The sequence below is a fragment of the Mycoplana sp. 10N416 genome (genome assembly GCF_056394765.1).
In genome coordinates this window covers 205,955-222,980 of sequence record NZ_JBFTIM010000005.1, presented here as the reverse complement: position 1 = coordinate 222,980, position 17,026 = coordinate 205,955, and the positions used below count along the sequence as shown (strand labels likewise).

Sequence of the window (17,026 nt, the reverse complement as noted above, 5' to 3'; positions counted from 1 at the left end):
GGTCCATGCGATGGGAGGAAACATCAGATGAAGACGATCAAGGGACCGGCGCTGTTTCTGGCCCAATTCGCCGGCGACGCGGCGCCGTTCAACTCCTGGGACTCGATCACCAAATGGGCCGCCGATATCGGCTACAAGGGCGTGCAGGTGCCGTCATGGGACGGCAGGCTGATCGATTTGAGGAAGGCGGCTGAATCGAAAACCTACTGCGACGAGTTTGCCGGCAAGGCGCGTGAGAACGGCGTCGAGGTCACCGAGCTTTCCACCCATCTGCAGGGACAACTCGTCGCCGTGCATCCGGCCTATGACGAGGCCTTCGACGGCTTTGCCGCCCCCGAGGTGCGCGGCAATCCGAAGGCACGGCAGGCTTGGGCCGTCGAGCAGGTGAAGCTGGCGCTAACCGCGTCCAAAAACCTCGGCATCGGCGCACATGCGACGTTCTCGGGCGCGCTCGCCTGGCCTTTCGTCTATCCCTGGCCGCAGCGTCCCGCCGGTCTCGTCGAGACCGCATTTGATGAACTGGCCCGCCGCTGGAAGCCGATCCTCGACCATGCCGAGGACTGCGGCGTCGACGTCTGCTACGAGATCCATCCCGGCGAGGACCTGCACGACGGCATCAGCTACGAGATGTTCCTGGAGCGCACCGGCAACCATACCCGCGCCTGCATGCTCTACGATCCGTCGCACTACGTGCTGCAGTGCCTCGACTATCTCGACAACATCGATATCTACAAGGACCGCATCCGCATGTTCCACGTCAAGGACGCGGAGTTCAACCCGACCGGCCGGCAGGGCGTCTATGGTGGCTATCAGGGCTGGGTGAGCCGGGCCGGGCGCTTCCGCTCGCTCGGCGACGGCCAGGTCGATTTCGGCGCGGTCTTCTCGAAGATGGCTGCGAACGATTTTGCCGGCTGGGCGGTCGTGGAATGGGAATGCGCGCTCAAGCATCCCGAGGACGGCGCGCGCGAGGGGGCGGAGTTCGTCCGGCACCACATCATCCGCGTCACGGAAAAAGCCTTCGACGACTTCGCCGGCGCCGGCACCGACGAGGCGGCCAATCGGCGCATGCTGGGGATCTGAGCTCAGGCGGAGCGTAGGGCAACCAGATCGGCACTTTCGAGCGCAGCGATGTTGCGCTCGATCCTTTCGGGGTCCCAGTCCCACCAGGCAAGGTCAAGGAGGGTCGAAATCACGTCATCGCTGAAGCGCTTGCGGATGGGGGCAGCGGGATTGCCGCCGACGATCGTGTACGGTTCGACGTCGCGCGTGACGACTGCGCCGGCCGCAACGATCGCGCCTGGACCGATCGTGACGCCGGGCATGACCTGCGCGCCATGGCCGAGCCAGACGTCGTGTCCGATCACCGTGTCGTTAAATGGAAGATCGGCATAGCCGCCGGTCGCGGCGAGATTGAAGATGCGGAAGGGATAGGTCGTGAAGCCGTCCATTGGATGGTTCGCAGAACTGGTGATGAAGCGCACGCCGTGAGCGATCTGGACGAACCGGCCGATCACGAGCTTCTCCTGGCTGAAGTCAAAGAGATAGGGCGCGAGCGTCGCGGCCCAGTCGTCGGGGCAGCTGAAATCGCTGGCATAGGAGTAGTCGCCGACCTCGATCCTGGGATGGTCGATGACATTGCGGAGATAGACGGTGTTCCTGATGACAGTGCCGTCGGGTGCGGTAATCGGGTGGGCAAGCGTGGAATTGAGCAATGGCATGAGCAAGATCTCTCAACACAAGAATGGCGCGCCCGCCCGAAGGCGTACGCATTTGATTTGTGATGGATGCCTCGATCGAGGCGGATCTTACTTGTTCATCGGCGTGGGCTCCGCAAAACGGGGACCGATATAGAGGCAAAGTCGCAATATTCCAAATCCCGTGCGGGGGTTAAGGCAAGGAGGAACCCAATGGCAATTGAAGGAAGCACGAGCGAGGCGCGGCAGCCGCGGATCCGGCTCGGCATGGTGGGCGGCGGATCGGGCGCCTTCATCGGCGCGGTGCACCGCATCGCAGCCCGGCTCGACGACCACTACGAACTCGTCGCCGGCGCGCTGTCGTCGACGCCGGAAAAATCCGTCGCCTCGGGCCGGGAGCTCGGGCTGGAGCCGGCGCGCTGCTACGGCAGCTTCAAGGACATGGCGATCCGCGAAGCCAAGCTGAAGAACGGCATCGAGGCGGTGGCGATCGTCACCCCGAATCACGTCCACTACGAGGCGGCGAAGGAATTCTTGAAGCGCGGCATCCATGTCATCTGCGACAAGCCGCTGACCTCAACGCTCGGTGACGCCAGGAAGCTGAAGAAGCTCGCCGACGAGAGCGACGCGTTGTTCGTGCTCACCCACAACTACACCGGTTATCCGATGGTGCGCCAGGCGCGGCAGATGGTTCGGGACGGGGTGATTGGCCCGGTGCGGCTGGTGCAGATGGAATATCCGCAGGACTGGCTGACGGAGAATATCGAGCAGACCGGCCAAAAGCAGGCGGCCTGGCGCACCGATCCGGCGAAATCGGGTGCGGGTGGCTCGACCGGCGACATCGGCACGCATGCCTACAATCTCGGCTGCTTCGTCTCCGGCCTCGAGCTTGCGGAACTTTCCGCCGACCTCGACAGCTTCGTGTCGGGGCGCCAGCTCGACGACAACGCCCATGTGATGATGCGCTTTGCGGAGAAGGACGGCGTGCACGCCAAGGGCATGCTGTGGTGCAGCCAGGTGGCGCCCGGCCACGAGAACGGCCTGAAGGTGCGGGTCTACGGCACCAAGGGCGGGCTCGAGTGGGTTCAGGCCGATCCGAACTACCTGTGGTACACGCCCTTCGGCGAGCCGAAGCGTCTCATCACCCGCGCCGGTGCCGGCTCCGGTGCAGACGCTGCCCGCGTCAGCCGTGTTCCTTCGGGCCATCCGGAAGGCTATCTCGAAGGTTTTGCCAACATCTATTCGGAAGCTGCACGCGCCATCTACGCCAAGCGCAAGGGCGCGAAGGTCGATCCGGCCGTGCTCTACCCGACGGTCGATGACGGCCTGAAGGGCATGGTCTTCGTCGACGCCTGCGTGCAGTCTTCGAAGAAGAACGGCGCCTGGGTGAAGGTCTGATCGCCGACTTCTCCCTCTGGAAGGGCCAAGGTGTTTCGTAAGGCAGGATATGGGGGACGTGCGACACGTCCCCCATATGCCCTTTGTGCTGACCCTGGTTGTGGCAGCGGCAACGCTGCGTTGGGCGAAGTTGCCACCGTTGTCGCCTTCCGGCGCGATGAACTGGGGTCGGCCTGGAATGAGGAAGCATGGGAAGGACTACTGCCCTATCCGGCGCTCCTGCATCTCTTCGCCCACGAAGCAATTGTAGCCTTGGCGGTCAACAACCCTTCTCAGCGGCAAATCGAACGGCCGCAATTCGCTCACCTCCGCTCCCAATATCTCGACAACGAGCTTGCGGAGAATCGCGTCCGCAAAATGGCTGACGTCGGACACCTTCAATAAAAAGGCGCCGTCTCCGCCGATTACGCACTCCTCATAGTAAACGTCGAGGTCCGGTATCGATGCAGAATCCGGGTGCATCAACATGATGGGAAGGCCATCGATCACAATGCCTTGGGCGACTGTCGAATTGCGGGCGACGGGTGCCGGAACGCCAGCGTTGTTCGGGCCATCGCCGGATATGTCGATGACGCGCCGCGTTCCCTGGAATGGGCTGATTTGGAAGAGTTGCCGCGCAAATATCAGGGTGTTGGAAATCGAGGTGAAGGAAATCCGTCGGATCGGCTGCCGACGCAGAGCTTCTGCAAATTGAGCCGCCGCGCCTGGCCCGTCGATCAAAGTCCAGGGCAAGACCTGGACAGCGGAGCCGCCCCATTCGACATAGGTCACGGCAATCCTGCCGAGCGGCCCGCTTTGCACGGCGCTGATGAGTTCCGGCTGGAGAAATGCATCGACATAACCTTGACGCTGGATTTGCTGTTCGTGCATCTCCATCGAGTAGGAGACATCCACAGCGAGAACCAGCTCAAGATCGACGGCAACCGGATCAGGTCGGGCGGGTGTGCTTCCCACCAGAACACCACAGCAGACAAGAAGTGCGCATCGCAGGTTCATCGCGACAAACAAGCCAAAAGCGCGATGATGATACATCTATTCCGGGTGTTCGCAATGCAGGGTGCGAGCATGCAACTCGCGCCGTGTCGTAACTGGCAGCACTGTTGCAGACGTCACTCTAGCCGGATCACCCGCGCGCCGGCTGAAACAGTTCGACGAAGTTGCCGGACGGGTCGACCAGCAGGATCTGCGCACCACCGGGCCCGGTGACGATGTCGTTGCGGAACCGAACGCCAGCAGCGCGCAACCGCGCCACCTCCGCCGGCAGGTCGTCAACGATGAGATGGATCCGATTCCAGCCGCCGGGTCCCGGTTGTTCTCCATCCGGCATCGGCCGTCCCGCCGAACTCGCCGGCCCGCTGAGCAGCAGCCGCAAGGCGCCGCGCCGCACGTCCGCGAACGCCGGAGCGTGGTTCGACAGAAGCGAAAAGCCAAGGTGGGCCGTATACCAGGCGATCGCGGCTTCCACGTCATCGACCATGTAGCGGACATTGACAGTCGTCTCGGACATTCCTTGTCCTCCAAAGGGGACCCGGCGCGATCCGGTCCGAACCGCGCCTCTGCCGTCCCCGCCGTTTTTCATCATTTAGGCGTTGATGCACCGGTGCCGCGTCGCGCACGGCGACGGGGCGATCGGCTTTCAATATTGCGGCTGCCTAGTTTGACGGATCGTCCGCCGGATTGACGTACTTGATGCCCCACGGGCCGTTGGTGGTGACTTGAACCACCGTCTCCTCGTCGAAGTAGACGTAGTGCGCCATGCCAGGCGGCAGCGCGAAGAAACTGCCTGCCGGCAGTGCCTTGGTGGCGCCCGGATCGGCGGTTTTGCCCATTCCAAGGTTGGTCGCCCCGGATATGACGGTGACCACTTCATAGGCAGGATGCGTGTGGGGCGGGATCGCATAGCCCGCCGGCACCTTCAGCCGAAGGGCGAACAGGCCTTCCTTGGTGGGATCGCCGAAGAGGACCGCCGCTTCGGCTCCGGCGGGAAGCATTTTGGGGGCGGGAGCCCACTTGATGTCATTGGGAGCAACCATCGTGTGCGCACCCTCTGCCAGGGCAAAGGAGGCGATTGCGCAGAATCCGATCCAGCCGGCTGCAAATATCGATGCGGTTCTCATGACAAACCTCCCTCTGTCGCCAAGCCTTTCATCTCGGCCACGCGCTGGGACAGGCTGGCGAAACGCACAAAATACGTCCGCAGGCCACGTGGAGGCAAGCAATCAGAGCGCGGCATGGGCGCCAGTTGTCCGGACCAGAAGGAACGCCGGGCGGATTCCGGCGAAGATCCTTGCCGCTCGGTGTGCCGCTATTTGCCGAGGTGCCGCTCGCCGCGCTTGCGGGCGAGGCCCATCTGCTTCTGTCGCTCTCGGAAGCGCGCCCGGTCCTCGTCGGTCCGGCTTGCGAAGCAATGCGGGCAGGAGACCCCGGCCTCGTAGGTCGACGCCGTGACCTCCTCGGCCGTCAGCGGATGCCGGCAGGCGCGGCAGAGCGTGTGCTCGCCCTCTTCGAGGCCATGGGTGATCGAGACGCGCTCGTCGAAGACGAAGCAGGCGCCCTCCCACAGGCTCTCTTCGGCCGGCACCTCCTCGAGATATTTCAGGATGCCGCCCTTCAGGTGATAGACCTCGTCGAAGCCCTGTTCCTTCATGAAGGCGGTCGCCTTCTCGCAGCGGATGCCGCCGGTGCAGTACATGGCGATCTTCGGCTTGTTGTGCAGGCCGGTGTGGTTGCGCACCCAGTCCGGGAACTCGCGGAACGTCTTCGTCTGCGGATCGACCGCGCCCTTGAAGATGCCGATGGCGGTCTCGTAGTCGTTGCGCGTATCGATGAGGATCGTGTCCGGATCGGAGATCAGCGCGTTCCAGTCCTTCGGTGCAACATAAGTTCCGACCACCTGGTTCGGGTCGATGACCTCGACCCCCATGGTGACGATTTCCCTCTTCAAGCGCACCTTCATGCGCAGGAACGGCATTTCGGCGGCGGCGCTTTCCTTGTGCTCGAGGCCGGCAAATTCCGGCTGCGCGCGCAGGAAGGCGAGCACGGTGCGAATGCCGGCCTCGGGACCGGCGATGGTGCCGTTGATGCCTTCATGGGCGAGCAGCAGCGTCCCGCGCACGCCCTTGTCCTCGCACAGCGCCTGCAATGGCGCGCGCAGGTCGGCAAAACGCGGCACGGAAACGAAATGATAGAGGGCGGCAACGAGGAACGATGCCTCGTTCGGATCCGGGATGCTGGAAGAGATGGCTGTCATGGCCGCTGGAATACAGCTTTGTGCGCTGCGGCGCAATTGGACGGCTGCGGCAAGCCTCGTGCTCAGGCAGCGTGCCGCCACAATAATACGATGTGTTCGGCGTCCTGCCTGACGTTCCGCGGAAACAGCATCGCCGCCAGGGGCAGGGCTTCCGCCCGCATTCGGGCTTCTTCGGCGGTCATCACGGCGGTGAGATGCGTCAGGTCTTTCGGCTGGCCGACCTCGTGCGGATGCGCATCGGCAAAGTCGGACAACAGGGCGATGTCCTGGTTCTCGCCGAGAAGCGCCGCCAGGTGCTTCGCCTGTCGTTGCGCGCTGGACAGTGCGGCCGGCCAAGCCTGGGCCAGGAAAAGGCAATGGGCCCAGCGGTCTTGCGTCCGTTTGCGCAGCGCATGAAAACTGTCGGCCGCGCCGGTCTCCTTTGCCTGACGGAGCGCACGGACGGCCTTCTTGCCCGTCCTGCGCCATCCTTCGCCGAGGATCTCAGCGGATCGCTTCGGACCCGCGTCAAGGCGGAAACGGGCGATGGCCTCCAGGGCGTCGTCGCAGGTTGCGATGGCCTCCTTGATCAGGTCGTCCGTCGTCGCAGCGTTGGCGACGGAGTCACGGCGGGCGACGAGCCGCTGATGGATGCGGGTCACCGCCATGCGCTCCTCTGCCGTCGAGGCCGCATCCGCAAGCCTGTGCGCGGTTTCGACGAGTGAGGTCGCGTCCCGGCTTTCCCTGAGGTGACGGCCAAGCGCACCGATCCGTTCGTTTTCCTCTTTCTGAAACGCCCGGTCTGCGGTCGCAACCAGCCGGTACAGGCTTCTGACGCGCTTGAACTGCTTGCGGGCGGTATGGATGGCCTCGTGGGGGCCGTCCGGCTGTTCTTCGAGCACGGACTTGGCCCGCACCAGATAGCGGGATGCAACCCGTCGCACTTCGTTGGCGAGCGGCTTATCCGCTTTAAGAGTGAGGCTCATCCAGGGATCCGGTCGTTGCTGCGGACAAGGCCATTGCCTGGTTCGAGTAGCGGTCGTCGCCTGTCACTTCGTGTCCCACCCAATCGGGGATTTTCGGCAGATCGGCCTCGCTGTCGAGTTCGACTTCGGCAACCACGAGGCCGCTGTAACGCCCGCCATATTCGTCCACCTCCCAGGTGAAACCCTCATGCTCCACCTCGTAGCGGACTTTCTCTAGGACGGTTCCGACGGCTTGGTGCAGCATGTCGGTGGCGGTCTCGGCGTCGATGTCGAATTCGTACTCGTCACGGGAAAGCGCGGTCTTGCCAATCTTCAGCGTCAGGCAGGCACGACCGTCGTCATAGGTGCGCACGCGCAATGAACGATCGTCCATGGCAACAAGATAGCCCTGCTTGATGGCGACACCCGCGTCGGCGAAATGACGCCAGTGCTCGCCGGAAACTAGGAACTTTCGCTCGATCTCTTTCGCCATGCCACTCGCTTTCGCATTGTGGATAGTCGGGCAATAAAACTCTACACGATGGGACGTTCATGACAAGGAGCGAAAGGGCGCGACGTGTGATGACGTTGCGCGATGGTTTCTGTGCCTCCCTTTTTTCTCGACAGCCACCGAGCGAGGGAGTATTCACCGCGAATTAAATCGTTTTAAGGGGTTGGAACATGTCAGGCAAAACCGAAAACCTCCTTACCGTGTTGAACCTACAGCCGGTCGTTCCGGTTCTTGTGGTGGATGACGCGGCCAGTGCCGTGCCGCTGGCGCGCGCTCTTGTCGCGGGCGGCCTGAAAGCGATCGAGATCACGCTGCGTACTCCGGCCGCACTGGAGGCGATCCGGCTCGTGGCAAACGAGGTCGAGGGCGCCGTCGCAGGTGCCGGCACCATCCTGAATGCGGCCCAGTTCGACCAGGCCGTCGAGGCCGGCTCCAAGTTCATCGTCAGCCCCGGCACGACGCGGGAGCTGCTGGATGCCGCCGCCCAATCGCCGGTGCCGCTCCTGCCGGGCGCCGCAACGGCCAGCGAGGCCATGGCGCTGCGGGAGCAGGGCTACAAAGTGCTGAAATTCTTCCCGGCCGAACAGGCGGGTGGCGCGGCCTATCTGAAGGCCCTCTCGTCGCCGCTTGCCGGGACGCTGTTCTGCCCGACAGGCGGGATCTCGCTTGCCAATGCGAAGGACTATCTGTCGCTTCCGAACGTTGTCTGCGTCGGCGGGTCATGGGTGGCGCCGAAGGAGTTGGTGATGCGGGAGGACTGGACGGGAATCACCAAACTGGCGGCCGAGGCGGCAACGCTGAAAAACTAGCCGGCTAAGGAAATCGGCCCGCAAATGTTCGCCGCCGGGTGCCGCTGGGGGTGTTCTCATCCTGCAGGTCGGATTTGTATTCCCCCCGTCGCATTCCTATGTCTCATCCGGATTCAACACGGCCGGCTTCGACACGGCAGGGGAGAGAACACGATGTTTGATGCGAAGAAGTTGCTGGACCAGTTTCTCGGCTCGCAGATCCCGGGTGCCGGCGGCACAGTGCGCGAGCGGGCGGGACAGGCGGGCCAACTGGCGAAGGACAATCCGCTCGCGGCTGGCGCTATCGCAGGAATTCTGCTCGGCACCAAGAGTGGCCGGGAGGTCACCGGGGCAGCGCTCAAGCTCGGCGGACTGGCGGCAATCGCAGGACTGGGCTATCAAGCCTACAAGAACTATCAGGCGGGACAAGCGCCCGCCACCGCCGCTTCGTCGCCGGCCGAGAACCAGCCTGAACTGCTTCCACCGCCTGAAAACTCCGGATTTGCCACGCAGGCCGTCAGCGCCGATTTTGCGCTCACCCTGGTCCGCGCCATGATCGCCGCCTCGCGCGCCGACGGCCACATCGATGATGCCGAGCGCGCGCACATCATGGACAGACTGAAGGTCTCCGGCATCGGCGGTGATGCGGCCGCCTTCTTGGAGCAGGAACTCGCCAATCCGATCGACATCGACGGTATTGTCGCCGCCGCCAAAACCGAGGAGCAGCGGGTCGAACTCTATACCGCCTCTCGGTTGACGATCGAGCCCGACAGTCGCGCCGAGCGTGGCTACCTCGACCTGCTCGCCGGCCGCCTTGGCCTGGACGATACGCTGGTCGATCACATCGAGGCGACCGTCTCCACGGCAAAGGCGCCGGCCGGCCCCTGGGCGTGATCGGTCGATCACGACTTTGCATTTGTGTCGCCGCGGGCTCTGGCCTATGGCTGGGGAGCAACTAAATCGGCTCGGGCCGGTAGAGCGCACGACACGAAGGAGGACACGATGCGAGACCTGAGCCACTGGAAAGGCTGCCCGGCACCTGAGCCGGTTACGCTGGACGGCCGGTTCGTTCGTATCGAACCTTATGAACGCGCGAAGCATTTGCAGGCCCTCTGGGATGCCTTCGGCGGCCCGGCGATCAACCCGCTGCTTCAATACTTCACGCAGGACGATTTTGGCGGCATCGAGGACTTTGATGCGTGGTCCGAAGCGGTCATCAAGTCCGGCTGGGTTCGCGAAGTAATGATCGACAAGGCGAGCGGTGAGGCCGTGGGCATGGCGCACTACATGCGGCCGGATCCGGCAAACGGCGTTGTCGAGATCGGCGGCATTGCCCATGGTCCGGCGATGGCCCGCTCGCCCGTCTCCACCGAGGCGCAGTATCTCCTCGCCAAGCATGTCTTCGAGGATCTTGGCTATCGGCGCTACGAATGGAAATGCCACAACGAGAACAAGCCCAGCAAGCGGACCGCTGAGCGGCTGGGCTTCACCTTCGAGGGCGTCTTCCGCCAGCACATGCTTTCAAAGCACGCAAACCGGGACACGGCCTGGTTCTCGATCATCGACGGCGAATGGCCGGCTCTCGCGCAGTCCTTCGAGCGCTGGCTCTCGGCGGACAATTTCGACGACCAAGGCAGGCAGAAGCGGCGTCTCGAAGACATCCGTGCGGAAATGAAGGAATTGGTATCGCAATGAGCAACAATCCGGGCACGAGCAGCCGCTCCGCCGCCATCGCCGCAGCCGTGATTCTGCTCATCACGGGGCTTGCTTTTTTCGTCCTGCCAAACGTGATGATCTGGCTCGGCCAGACCTCGCCATGGCTCGCTGCGGCGGCGGGGGCAGCTCTCGTGCTTGCCTTCTTCCTGGTGTTCTGGCTGCGGGCCCGCTACCAGCGCAGGGGCGAGTAGCGTCGCTCAGCTCTGGAGCGACGCGCCGAGCAGCACCAATCCGAGAACGAGCACCAGCAGCGCACCGAGGATTTCGATGGCATTGCCGACACGAAGCGCCGCGCTGTTGCCGCCTGCGAGGCGCATCGCCGCGCCTTTGGCCGTCACAGCCAACGTTGCCAGAATTGAGACCGTGATCGCCGTGCCGATCGACATGGCGACGACCGACAGGATGCCGCCGAGATAGAGCCCGTTCAGCAGCGCGAAAGAAAGCACGATCAACGCACCCGAACACGGGCGAAGACCCACGGCGACGATCGCCGACCAGGCCTCGCGCAGCGCAAACCTGTCCCCCTTCAGCAGCGCCGGGTCCGGCGCATGGGCATGGCCGCAGCTGGCGCAGACCTCGCCGGGGGCGTGCGAATGGCCATGATTGTGGCCATGCGAGTGATCGTGATGATGGCCGGCGGCGGGGCTGGTGTGGGCATGATGACGGTGGCCATGTCCAGCGGGCTCGGACTGGGCCATCGCAAAGACCTCGACGGGTGCCGGGCGGCGGTTCCGGCCCCAGAGCTTGCGGTAAAGCAGCCACGCGCCAAAAGCCGCGATCAGCGCGTAGCTGAATGTCTCCAGTGCCTTTGTCGCCTCGGTCATCGAAATCGATGTTCCGCGCAGAAGAAGATAGGCGGCGCCGACGAGCAGAATTGCGACGATGCCCTGCATCAGCGATGACAGGAAGGAGAGCAACACCCCGCGCCTCAGCTCGATTTCGTTGGCGAGCATGTAGGAGGAGATCACGGCCTTGCCGTGACCGGGGCCTGCGGCGTGGAACACACCATAGGCGAAGGACAGGCCGACCAGCGTCGAGGCCGCCCAGGGATTGTCGCGCATGTTCTTCAAGGCGCCGGTCAGCATGCGATAAAACGCCTGCTGCTCGCTGTTGATCCAGGCAAACACGCCACCGAAGAGGCCGGTCGTCTTGAAGGCAGGCTCGGCGCTGCCGATCCCGAGCGGCGACTGGGCGTGGGCTGCGGTCAGGCCAGCCAGGAAGAGGAGCACAGCGACGGCTGCGATGTGCGGGATCGTTCGGCGCGTCAGCATGTGACCTCCAGCCGCGTTGCGAACAGCTTCGTCATGTCGGTTCCGGCCGGGTCGCTCCAGAACGCGTCGGTCAATGTACCCTGGTTCTGAGCAAGAACCTCGTCAGGATCCGGGCGCACGACCTCGTGCTTGCAGGCGGCGAATTTTTCGCCGACGACAACCAGGTCGCCATCGGTGGCGAAATCCATTGCCGCATACATCGTCGGGTCATAGACGCCGAAGGTGAGCTTCCCTTTCAGCGCCAAGGCCTCTCCGGGGCTAACCTTGAAGAACATCAGGAGCTGGCCGTCCTGGAAATCGACGTTGATGGCCTCCGGCTTGGCGACCTTGATGGTTCTCCCGTCCTCGGTGATGGAGGTGTAGTAGCTAAATTCCTCCAGCGATTCGAGCACCGTCTGGCCGACCTCGGCCAGTTCATCGGCATCAAGCTTGCGATTGGAATTCTTGTCGAATTCGAGCACGACGCTGGACGAGAACATCTCATCGAAGCGCCAGACGTTTCGTAGTTCGGCGATCGTTCCGTCATCGCCGGCGACGACCTCAAGGCGCGCTTCGGCAAAGATGTGCGGGTGGGCAAGGGCCACAGCCGGCAGCAGCCAAACGGCGCCTGCGAACAGAAGGGCGGTGGACTTCATGCGCGCAGGTTTCCTCTCATCTATGGCATTTGCGGACACGCAGCCAAGTGTACAGAAATTGGGCCGGATTTGGGACGATGGCCGAGGCGCGAATTGTCGCGCCCACCCTTCTCAGCTCCGCGCGTCGGCGCCGTTGCCGTGTTTCTTGAACCAGTTGTGCAGGAAATCGACGAAGGTGCGCACCTTCGCCGGCAGATAGCGGCGATGCGGATAGATCGCGTAAATGCCGCGGTCAGCGGGAAGATAGTCGTCGAGGATCGATATGACCTTGCCCGAATCGAGGCTGGCGCGGGCAATGAATTCCGGCACCTGGGCGATGCCGAGGCCGCTTGCCGCCGCCCTGACGGCGGAGGCCGGGCTGTTGACCTCGATATGCCCGCTCACCGGAACGCTGAAGTTCGTGCCCTTGGCATCGATGAAGCGCCAGTTGCTGTGCGACTTGCCGTTGGTGTCGATGACGCAGGGCAGGCGCGACAGCTCCGACGGGTGGCCGATCGGACCAGTTCGTTCAAGAAAGTCCGGCGAGGCGCAGATCTTGAGATAGAAGTCCCCGAGCTTGCGGGCGATCAGAGTGGAGTCTTCGAGCCGCGTGATGCGGACCGCCACGTCGAAACCCTCCTCCACCAGATCGACGAAACGATCGTCGGAAACGATCTCCAGTGACAACTCCGGATGCTCGCGGCCGAAATCGATGAGCGATTGGCCGATGTCCGCGTCGACGAAGGTGCGCGGTGCCGAGATCTTCAGCTTGCCCTTCAGGTCGGCGTTGTTCTCACGGACCAGGTCGGCGAGGTTGTCGATCTCTTTGAGGATTTCCGAGGCCGTCCGGTAGTAGGTATGGCCGGCTTCCGTCATGGAGAACTGTCGCGTCGTGCGGTTCAGGAGCAGCGCGCCGAGTTCGTCTTCCAACTCGCGCACGTATTTGGACAGCAACGCCTTTGACTTGCCGACCTTGCGAGAGGCGGCAGAGAAGCCTTCTGCATCCACGACGTCGATATAGGCGCGAATGCGGGTGAGCGTGTCCATCAAGTATCCTTCCTGCCGGATGGCAACGAATCCGTTCCGAATCCGGGCAACGGCAATGTCGTGGGCGGTCGAATTTTTTTCAATAGCGGTATCGAAAAACTCTTGATTGCGACAGGGAATCTCCCTATTTCCGCCCTTGCCCAAAGTCGCACGTGCCTGTGGGTGTCCGCCGACCCTCGAACTGGGAGCCATCCCTAAGGTGAGGTCATCGGTAAGGTACCTGGATCTAACCGCTCCAGTCGCTATTCCGGCCAACCGGGAAATGCGAGGACATCTTGAAGCAACGACGGTGCGGGCCTTTCTGGTGTCTGCCGGCTTTCCATCAGCCGGGGTTACTGAAGAGGCACACCTTCATTGCCGGAAGTGCGGTTGGGTTACCCCCTCCAATCCATGGCAGACAAAGCCGAATCCGAGCCTCGGCGGGCTCAGGTTCATCGTTTCGCGCATCGCGCGCATGCCTGGTACCGGGGTCTCCACCGGCTGGTTCCATTGCATGTTCGCGTCGCCCTTTGTCCTCCGGATTTTTCCGGAGCGTCTGATCACGGGGATTGGCAAGATGACCACTGCACGCATTATCGACTTCCTGAACACCCGACGACCCGATGGCCCTTGCCTGGTGGTCGACCTCGACGTGGTGCGCGACAATTTCAAGGCTTTCCGCCACGCTCTGCCGGACAGCTCGATCTACTACGCTGTCAAGGCCAATCCGGCGCCGGAGATCCTGCGCCTGCTCGCCAGCATGGGTTCCTCCTTCGATTGCGCGTCTGTCGCCGAAATCGAGATGGCGCTCAATGCCGGCGCGACCGCGAACCGTGTCTCCTTCGGCAACACGATCAAGAAGGAGCGCGACATTGCCCGCGCCCACGCGCTCGGGGTCAACCTCTTTGCGGTCGATAGCCACGAGGAAGTCGAGAAGATTTCCCGTGCCGCACCCGGCGCCCGCGTCTTCTGCCGTGTGCTGACCGATGGCGAGGGCGCAGAGTGGCCGCTGTCGCGCAAGTTCGGCTGCGTGCCGCAGATGGCTGTCGACGTACTCGTCTACGCCCACCAGCTCGGCCTCGTCTCCTACGGCGTCTCGTTCCATGTCGGTTCGCAGATGACGAAGGTCGACGCATGGGATTCGGCGCTCGCCGATGCCAAGCGCGTCTTCGTCCAGCTTGCCAAGCAGGGCATCGAGCTGAAGATGGTCAACATGGGCGGTGGTTTCCCGACGAAGTACCTGAAGGACATTCCTTCCGCGGAGGCCTACGGGCAGGCGATCTTCGGCGCGCTGAAGAAGCACTTCGGCAACCACATCCCGGAGACGATCATCGAGCCGGGCCGCGGCATGGTCGGTAATGCCGGCGTGATCAAGGCGGAAGTCGTGCTGGTGTCGAAGAAGTCGGACAACGACGCGCACCGCTGGGTGTTCCTCGACATTGGCAAGTTCGGCGGACTTGCCGAGACGATGGACGAGGCGATCCGCTACCCGATTCGCACCGCGCGCGACGGCGACGCGATGGAGCCCTGCGTGCTCGCGGGCCCGACCTGCGATTCGGCCGACGTGCTTTATGAGAAGAACATGTACCCGCTGCCGATCACCCTTTCGATCGGTGACGAGGTGCTGATCGAGGGCACCGGCGCTTACACGACGACCTACTCGGCCGTCGCCTTCAACGGCTTCGAGCCGCTCAAGGCCTACGTGATCTGAACCGATCCGGGCGCTCCCGCGAGAAGCGGGAGTGCCACTCACAATGAGATCCGATGACCGCTCGTGGCGGCAATTGAAGTTCGGGAGGCCGGAATGGCCACTGTTCTTGGTTCTGTCCGCGCATTTTTTGCGCAAACTGCCTTTTCCGTCGATCAGGAGAATCCGGGCGACGTCGTCGCGCGCGAGCGCCTGCTCGACCGCGCCATGGGCGAGGGGCGCTTCCGCAAGTCCTCCGAAAAGCTCCGCCGCGGCCACGTGCCGGCAGACGGTCTGGCGCTCGTCGCCCGCGACCCGGACGGCCAGGTGATCGGCACTGTGCGGTTGTGGAACGTCGAGGCGGGCGTCGATGCCTCGGGAAATGCGGTGCCGGCGCTGCTGCTCGGCCCGCTCGCGGTCGATCCGGACCATGAAGGCAAGGGCATCGGCTCCGCGCTCATGCGCGCTGCCGTCACCGAGGCAGCGACACGCGGCCACGGTGCCGTGGTGCTGGTAGGCGATGCGCCCTATTACGAGCGCTTCGGCTTCTTCGCCGACAGGGCGAAACATCTCGTCATGCCCGGCCCGTTCGAGCGTCATCGCTTCCTCGCGCTCGAGCTGAAGGAGGGCTGGCTCGAAGGCGCGGCCGGCGTTCTCGTCGCCTCCGGGCGCCGGCTTGGTCGCGCTGGGCTTCACAAGGCGGCCTGACGAACCGCAATCATCGGCGGTAACCTGCAGTTGTCACGATGGAATTTTCCCCGGCCGGTGTTATTATCGGCCGGCGGCGCGAGGGGCGCCGCCTTAAACAGGGGAACCACTCATGCGCAGACTTGATGACTCCTACATTGCCTGCGGGCTGCTTTGGCTGGTGTTCGGGATGGCTTACGGCATCTGGATGGGCATCGCGATGCAACTGAACTTCGGCAATTCGCACGCCCACGCCAATCTTCTCGGTTTTGTTGCGTCCGTCCTGTTCGGTCTGATCCTGCGCGCCTATCCGGCGATGCGGGAGGCACGGCTGGCCCTTCCACAGTTCCTCGTCTACCAGCTCGGCGCCGTACTTCTCGTGGCCGGCAAGATGCGGATCGATGCCGGCGGGGATCCGACACTAGCCAAGATCGGCTCGCTCGTCATCATCGTCGGTGCCCTCGGCATGGTCTGTCTCTTCGTCATGCGGCGCAATGGGCAGGTGGCACTTGAAGGCCGGGCCAGTCCGGCTGCCTGACGACATCGGCGGCGTGCCTCTCCGATCTTGACGTCACAAACGAGTTCGGTGCGCCGCTGCCCGGCTGTCCCTGGCTGACCGGCACGAGGGGCGTTTGGCGCTTCTGATTGAAGGAACTCTGCCGGACTACACGGAAAGGCGCGTGGCGACCTTAGCGATGGAGGGGGGCGTCAGGATCGACGTCCCCTTTGACAGGCGGCGTGTGCCGGTGTACCGGAATGCTTGGGTGAGAGCCCCGGCCGTCCGCGAGCGCAAGCTTTGGTGAAGTCTCTCGTCTTCTGACACGGTTATCCAGCCCTCAAGGCATGCGAACCGGTGGCAATGCGGACCCCCCGACATGACGCATGCAGAGACTGGAGAAACCCATGCGTCCATCGACGCCGCTTCCTTCGCTGGAAGGACTGAAAGACCAGGCGAAACGCCTGCGGGCGCGTTTTGCGACCGATGACCAGCCCATCAGCCACTCCCGCGCGCTCGAACTCGTGGCCGCCCAATATGGCTATCGCGACTGGAACACGCTGCACGCCGCCGTCGGCAATCGACCGCCCTTCGATCCGTGGCAGTTAGGCTCGCGCGTTCGCGGCTACTACCTCGGGCAGCCTTTCGACGCGAAGGTGCTCGGCGTACAGGCGATGTCGCCCGGTCGCTACCGGCTCACGCTGCATTTCGACGAGCCGGTCGACGTCGTCACGTTCGAGAGCTTTTCCGCGTTTCGCCAACGCGTCAACTGCACGGTGGACGAAACCGGGCGGACCGCCGCGAAGACCTCGGATGGCCGCCCGCATCTCGAGCTGGAATGGTAGGCCATCGCAGCAGCTTGTAGGGATGCCGACGCTCCGATGCGGGCGTGGCCGGTCGCGGAGCGTCCCTCCGCGCCGGCCCAAAGGTGACACCGGCGAATA

The 17,026-nt window shown here is 63.4% G+C and carries 20 protein-coding genes; 10 read left to right on the top strand and 10 right to left on the bottom strand.

Annotated features, from left to right (window positions below):
• Nucleotides 1-27 precede the first annotated feature (27 nt).
• On the top strand, nucleotides 28-1,080 hold the full coding sequence (locus AC1DDS_RS12500; protein WP_477479183.1) for a sugar phosphate isomerase/epimerase family protein: 1,053 nt from the start codon (nucleotides 28-30) through the stop codon (nucleotides 1,078-1,080).
• Nucleotides 1,081-1,082: 2 nt separating this feature from the next.
• On the opposite strand, the gene AC1DDS_RS12495 is transcribed toward AC1DDS_RS12500, so the two are convergent.
• Nucleotides 1,083-1,718 (bottom strand): CatB-related O-acetyltransferase, encoded by a 636-nt coding sequence (locus AC1DDS_RS12495; protein WP_477479182.1) that lies wholly within the window; start codon nucleotides 1,716-1,718, stop codon nucleotides 1,083-1,085.
• Between the two features lie 189 nt (nucleotides 1,719-1,907).
• Between AC1DDS_RS12495 and AC1DDS_RS12490 the strand changes: the two genes are divergently transcribed.
• Entirely contained in the window at nucleotides 1,908-3,092 is a 1,185-nt protein-coding gene (locus AC1DDS_RS12490) for a Gfo/Idh/MocA family protein (RefSeq protein WP_477479181.1), read from the top strand.
• Between the two features lie 198 nt (nucleotides 3,093-3,290).
• Here the strand turns inward: AC1DDS_RS12490 and AC1DDS_RS12485 are convergent, their stop codons facing one another.
• The 6 genes from AC1DDS_RS12485 to AC1DDS_RS12460 all read right to left on the bottom strand — a co-directional run bounded on the left by AC1DDS_RS12485 (nucleotide 3,291) and on the right by AC1DDS_RS12460 (nucleotide 7,779).
• On the bottom strand, nucleotides 3,291-4,124 hold the full coding sequence (locus AC1DDS_RS12485) for a DUF1194 domain-containing protein (RefSeq protein ID WP_477479180.1): 834 nt from the start codon (nucleotides 4,122-4,124) through the stop codon (nucleotides 3,291-3,293).
• A gap of 91 nt (nucleotides 4,125-4,215) precedes the next feature.
• On the bottom strand, nucleotides 4,216-4,599 hold the full coding sequence (locus AC1DDS_RS12480) for a VOC family protein (protein WP_477479179.1): 384 nt from the start codon (nucleotides 4,597-4,599) through the stop codon (nucleotides 4,216-4,218).
• A 145-nt stretch (nucleotides 4,600-4,744) separates the two neighbouring features.
• Nucleotides 4,745-5,209, bottom strand: coding sequence for a cupin domain-containing protein (locus AC1DDS_RS12475; RefSeq protein WP_477479178.1), 465 nt, complete (start codon nucleotides 5,207-5,209; stop codon nucleotides 4,745-4,747).
• A gap of 188 nt (nucleotides 5,210-5,397) precedes the next feature.
• The gene (gene trhO, locus AC1DDS_RS12470) at nucleotides 5,398-6,342 is read right to left on the bottom strand and encodes an oxygen-dependent tRNA uridine(34) hydroxylase TrhO (RefSeq protein WP_477479177.1); all 945 of its coding nucleotides are present in this window, start codon (nucleotides 6,340-6,342) and stop codon (nucleotides 5,398-5,400) included.
• Nucleotides 6,343-6,404: 62 nt separating this feature from the next.
• Nucleotides 6,405-7,307, bottom strand: a complete 903-nt coding sequence (locus AC1DDS_RS12465; protein ID WP_477479176.1) for a CHAD domain-containing protein — start codon at nucleotides 7,305-7,307, stop codon at nucleotides 6,405-6,407.
• Nucleotides 7,291-7,779, bottom strand: coding sequence for a CYTH domain-containing protein (locus AC1DDS_RS12460; protein WP_477479175.1), 489 nt, complete (start codon nucleotides 7,777-7,779; stop codon nucleotides 7,291-7,293). Before AC1DDS_RS12460 ends, AC1DDS_RS12465 begins: the two co-directional genes overlap by 17 nt.
• A 188-nt stretch (nucleotides 7,780-7,967) precedes the next feature.
• Here AC1DDS_RS12460 and AC1DDS_RS12455 point away from each other — a divergent pair, with 188 nt between their 5' ends.
• The 4 genes from AC1DDS_RS12455 to AC1DDS_RS12440 all read left to right on the top strand — a co-directional run bounded on the left by AC1DDS_RS12455 (nucleotide 7,968) and on the right by AC1DDS_RS12440 (nucleotide 10,492).
• Nucleotides 7,968-8,606, top strand: a complete 639-nt coding sequence (locus tag AC1DDS_RS12455) for a 2-dehydro-3-deoxy-phosphogluconate aldolase (protein WP_477479174.1) — start codon at nucleotides 7,968-7,970, stop codon at nucleotides 8,604-8,606.
• Between the two features lie 153 nt (nucleotides 8,607-8,759).
• A complete protein-coding gene (locus tag AC1DDS_RS12450) occupies nucleotides 8,760-9,479 on the top strand; it encodes a tellurite resistance TerB family protein (RefSeq protein ID WP_477479173.1) in 720 nt (239 codons plus the stop codon).
• Nucleotides 9,480-9,587: 108 nt separating this feature from the next.
• Nucleotides 9,588-10,280 (top strand): GNAT family N-acetyltransferase, encoded by a 693-nt coding sequence (locus AC1DDS_RS12445; protein ID WP_477479172.1) that lies wholly within the window; start codon nucleotides 9,588-9,590, stop codon nucleotides 10,278-10,280.
• Nucleotides 10,277-10,492 (top strand): hypothetical protein, encoded by a 216-nt coding sequence (locus AC1DDS_RS12440; RefSeq protein ID WP_310419930.1) that lies wholly within the window; start codon nucleotides 10,277-10,279, stop codon nucleotides 10,490-10,492. Before AC1DDS_RS12445 ends, AC1DDS_RS12440 begins: the two co-directional genes overlap by 4 nt.
• 6 nt (nucleotides 10,493-10,498) lie before the next feature.
• Here AC1DDS_RS12440 and AC1DDS_RS12435 read toward each other — a convergent pair whose 3' ends face one another.
• From AC1DDS_RS12435 to AC1DDS_RS12425, 3 genes are all read right to left on the bottom strand, one after another.
• Nucleotides 10,499-11,572: a nickel/cobalt transporter gene (locus tag AC1DDS_RS12435; protein WP_477479171.1), complete on the bottom strand. Its 1,074-nt coding sequence runs from the start codon at nucleotides 11,570-11,572 to the stop codon at nucleotides 10,499-10,501.
• Nucleotides 11,566-12,207: a DUF1007 family protein gene (locus tag AC1DDS_RS12430; protein WP_477479170.1), complete on the bottom strand. Its 642-nt coding sequence runs from the start codon at nucleotides 12,205-12,207 to the stop codon at nucleotides 11,566-11,568. Before AC1DDS_RS12430 ends, AC1DDS_RS12435 begins: the two co-directional genes overlap by 7 nt.
• A 111-nt stretch (nucleotides 12,208-12,318) precedes the next feature.
• On the bottom strand, nucleotides 12,319-13,233 hold the full coding sequence (locus tag AC1DDS_RS12425) for a LysR family transcriptional regulator (RefSeq protein WP_310419924.1): 915 nt from the start codon (nucleotides 13,231-13,233) through the stop codon (nucleotides 12,319-12,321).
• 556 nt (nucleotides 13,234-13,789) lie between these two features.
• On the opposite strand from AC1DDS_RS12425, the gene odc2 reads away from it, so the two are divergent.
• The 4 genes from odc2 (at nucleotide 13,790) to AC1DDS_RS12405 (ending at nucleotide 16,927) form a co-directional block, all read left to right on the top strand.
• Entirely contained in the window at nucleotides 13,790-14,923 is a 1,134-nt protein-coding gene (gene odc2 / locus AC1DDS_RS12420; RefSeq protein ID WP_477479169.1) for an ornithine/lysine decarboxylase, read from the top strand.
• 93 nt (nucleotides 14,924-15,016) lie between these two features.
• Nucleotides 15,017-15,607, top strand: a complete 591-nt coding sequence (locus tag AC1DDS_RS12415) for a GNAT family N-acetyltransferase (protein WP_477479168.1) — start codon at nucleotides 15,017-15,019, stop codon at nucleotides 15,605-15,607.
• Between the two features lie 112 nt (nucleotides 15,608-15,719).
• Nucleotides 15,720-16,124, top strand: a complete 405-nt coding sequence (locus AC1DDS_RS12410) for a hypothetical protein (protein ID WP_477479167.1) — start codon at nucleotides 15,720-15,722, stop codon at nucleotides 16,122-16,124.
• A gap of 365 nt (nucleotides 16,125-16,489) precedes the next feature.
• Nucleotides 16,490-16,927 (top strand): glyoxalase superfamily protein, encoded by a 438-nt coding sequence (locus AC1DDS_RS12405; RefSeq protein ID WP_477479166.1) that lies wholly within the window; start codon nucleotides 16,490-16,492, stop codon nucleotides 16,925-16,927.
• Nucleotides 16,928-17,026: the final 99 nt, after the last annotated feature.